Origin of the sequence: Plasticicumulans sp., from assembly GCF_035331805.1 — a bacterium.
Classification (GTDB): Bacteria; Pseudomonadota; Gammaproteobacteria; order Competibacterales; family Competibacteraceae; genus Plasticicumulans.
Genome location: NZ_DAOLKE010000392.1, coordinates 1 through 3,044, shown reverse-complemented (window position 1 = coordinate 3,044; position 3,044 = coordinate 1). Strand labels below are relative to the sequence as shown.

The 3,044-nt window shown below is 71.9% G+C and carries 3 protein-coding genes; all 3 read left to right on the top strand.

Features of this window, described 5'->3' with window-relative positions:
• Window positions 1–455: 455 nt before the first annotated feature.
• Window positions 456–1,835, top strand: a complete 1,380-nt coding sequence (gene radA / locus PKE44_RS17365; protein ID WP_324553774.1) for a DNA repair protein RadA — start codon at window positions 456–458, stop codon at window positions 1,833–1,835.
• Window positions 1,836–1,995: 160 nt separating this feature from the next.
• Window positions 1,996–2,358 carry a hypothetical protein gene (locus PKE44_RS17360; RefSeq protein ID WP_324553772.1) on the top strand — a complete coding sequence of 121 codons (363 nt, stop codon included), beginning with the start codon at window positions 1,996–1,998 and terminating at the stop codon, window positions 2,356–2,358.
• 122 nt (window positions 2,359–2,480) lie between these two features.
• Window positions 2,481–3,044, top strand: a 564-nt coding sequence (locus PKE44_RS17355; protein ID WP_324553770.1) for a TolC family protein, incomplete at its 3' end; no start/stop codon positions are given.

The window sequence follows — 3,044 nt, the reverse complement described above, 5'->3', positions numbered from 1 at the left end:
GATTCCCTGTCACTTCCCTGAGCCTGCCGGTGTCCGTCCGGCGGTTCCGTATTGCTCGGCTTCCCGATGCCGTATCCATCCGTGGTCCCGCGTTCCGCTGCGGGTATTCCCTGAACTTCCCTGCGGCGGCCGGTTCCGTCGGCGCGCGAGTCAGACCCATTCCTCAAATGCCTTCAAACCGAGGCGTTTCCCTGTCCCGTCCCTCGGGACCGCGTTCCTCGCGGTGGCCTTCCGTAGAGCTTCCTGCTGCGGGCTCCGGTCCTTCGGAGCAGTCCTGCGTGATCAGGTCCGGATGTGATGCATTGTGTCGATCCACCCGGGGTATGCCCATCGGGCGGCAGCGCATCGTCGGCTGCGAAAATTCGTAACATTGCTGCGAGCGCAGGGCATGGCTTGAGTACCGGCCGGCCGGCCCCGATCGTCCGTATCTTCCCCACCTGCCCCCGGGAGTCGCCATGCCGCCGAAAACCGCCCGCACCGTCTACGTCTGCGATGCCTGTGGTGCCGTGTCGCCGAAGTGGGCCGGGCAGTGCGGCGAGTGCGGGGCGTGGAACAGCCTGCAGGAGACCGTCGCCGCGCCGCCGGCCGCCACCGCCGCGCGCGGCGGGCGGCTCGCCGGCTATGCCGGAGCGAGTGAGACCCGCGTGCAGAACCTCGCCGAGGTCGGCACCGACGAGGCCGCGCGGCTTGCGACCGGCATCCAGGAGCTCGACCGCGTGCTCGGCGGCGGGCTGACGGTCGGCTCGGTGGTGCTGATCGGCGGCGATCCCGGCATCGGCAAGTCGACGCTGCTGCTGCAGACGCTCGCGCATCTGGCCGCGCAGCACCGGGCGCTGTACGTGACCGGCGAGGAATCGCCGCAGCAGGTCAGCCTGCGCGCGCAGCGCCTCGGCCTGCCGCGTGAGCCGCTGCGCCTGCTGCCCGAGACCTGCATCGAACGCGTGCTGGCGGTGGCGGCGGCCGAGCAGCCGCGGGTGATGGTCATCGACTCGATCCAGACCGCGTACACCGAGTTGCTGCAGTCGGCGCCCGGTGCGGTCGCGCAGGTGCGCGAGAGCGCGGCGCAGCTCGTGCGCTTCGCCAAGCGCAGCGGCACGGCGCTGTTCCTGGTCGGGCACGTGACCAAGGAGGGCACGCTCGCCGGGCCGCGCGTGCTCGAACACATGGTCGACACGGTGCTGTACTTCGAAGGCGATTCCGGCTCGCGCTTCCGGGCGCTGCGCGCGGTCAAGAACCGCTTCGGACCGGTCAACGAACTCGGCGTGTTCGCGATGACCGAGACCGGCCTGAAGGAAGTCACGAATCCGTCGGCGATCTTCCTGTCGCGCCACCCCGAGCCGGTCGCCGGTTCGGTGGTCATGGTCACGCGAGAGGGCACGCGGCCGCTGCTGGTCGAGGTGCAGGCGCTCGTCGATGACTGCCACGGCGGCAATCCGCGGCGCGTGACGCTCGGGCTGGAGCAGAACCGGCTGGCGATGCTGCTCGCCGTGCTGCACCGCCACGCCGGCATCGCGATGTTCGATCAGGATGTCTACGTCAACGTCGTCGGCGGCGTGCGCGTGCAGGAGACGGCCTCGGACCTCGCCGTGCTGATGGCGGCGCTGTCGAGCTTCCGCGACCGGCCGCTGCCGAATGACCTGATCGTGTTCGGCGAAGTCGGCCTCGCCGGCGAGATCCGCCCGGTGCCGAACGGCGAGGAGCGCCTGCGCGAGGCCGCCAAGCACGGCTTCCGGCGCGCGATCGTGCCGAAGGCCAACGTGCCGCGCGGGCGGCTGCCGGAGGGATTCTCGGTGCAGGCGGTCGAGCGGCTGGCCGAGGCGCTGGCGGAGGTATGAGGTCCGTCCCCTTGCGCGGCCTGTACTCTCGGGGCCGCGCTGTGCCAGCCTTTGCAGCCGCTGCGCCGGCGGCTTGACCGCCATCAACGACGAGGCACCGGCCTGCGCGTCAGGCTGTTCCGGTTTTCCGCTCCTGCCCCCCCGAAACTTCCGTACCTCCGTGTCCCGATTCCTGCTGCGATGGCTGATCGTGCTGCTGCTCCTGCCGGGGCCGGGGCTGGCGGCTGTCCCGGCGCTGGCGGCCGGGCACGGGACGCTCGACCGGCTGGCGCTGCCGGTGGTCGATGCGGGGCCGGTGCTCACGGCGCGTCCGGGGCCGGGGCTTCATCATGATTCCGGTGCCTGTCCGGACACGCCCGCGTCCGGACAGGCGCATGAACGCTGTTGCGACGGCTGTCCGGCTGTGCCGGGCACGCTGGTCGGGCTGGCCGCGCCGGCGGTGCCGCTCGCCTCGCGCCTGCCGTACCGGCTGCCGGCCGATCCCGGGCACGTGACCGGGCCGCTGCGCCGGCCTCCGCGCTGATTCCTCCTCGCCACGCCTGCACCGTGCCGTCCGCTGCTGCGGACGGTGCCTGCCGTGCCGCGTCCGTCGCCGCCGAAGGCGCGTGAGACCGGCACCCCGCGCCCTGCCAGGAGGACATCCCGATGTCCCGTCGTTTGCACCGCACCGGCGGCGCGCTCGCGCTGCTGTGCCTGCCGTTCACCCTGCTCGCGGCCCCAGCCGATGCCGATCTGCCCGGGGCCACGCTCGCCGGTCTGATCGAATGGGCTGAAACCCGCAATCCCGAACTCGCCGTGGCCGGCCACGAGCTCGATGCCGCCGAGGCGATGATCGGTTCGGCCGATGCGCTGCCCGATCCGAGCTTCAGCATCGAGTGGCGTGACATCGACGCCGATCGCCTGACGCTCGATCCGAGCCGCGTCGGCTCGACGAAGTACACGTTCGCGCAGACCTTCCCGCTGTGGGGCAAGCGCGGGCTGCAGGCCGACATCGCGCGCGCCGAAGCCGAGCGCGCGCGCCGCCAGCGCAGCTCGGTGTCGGTCGAGCTGCGCGCCAGACTCAGCGCCGCCCACGCCGAACGCTGGCAGGTGCGCGAGCTGCTGCGGCTCAACGCCGAGCAGCGCAGCCTGCTGCGCGATCTGGAGCGCATCGCCACCGCCCGCTATGCCGACGGCCTCACCGCCCAGTCGGATGCGATCCGGGCGCAG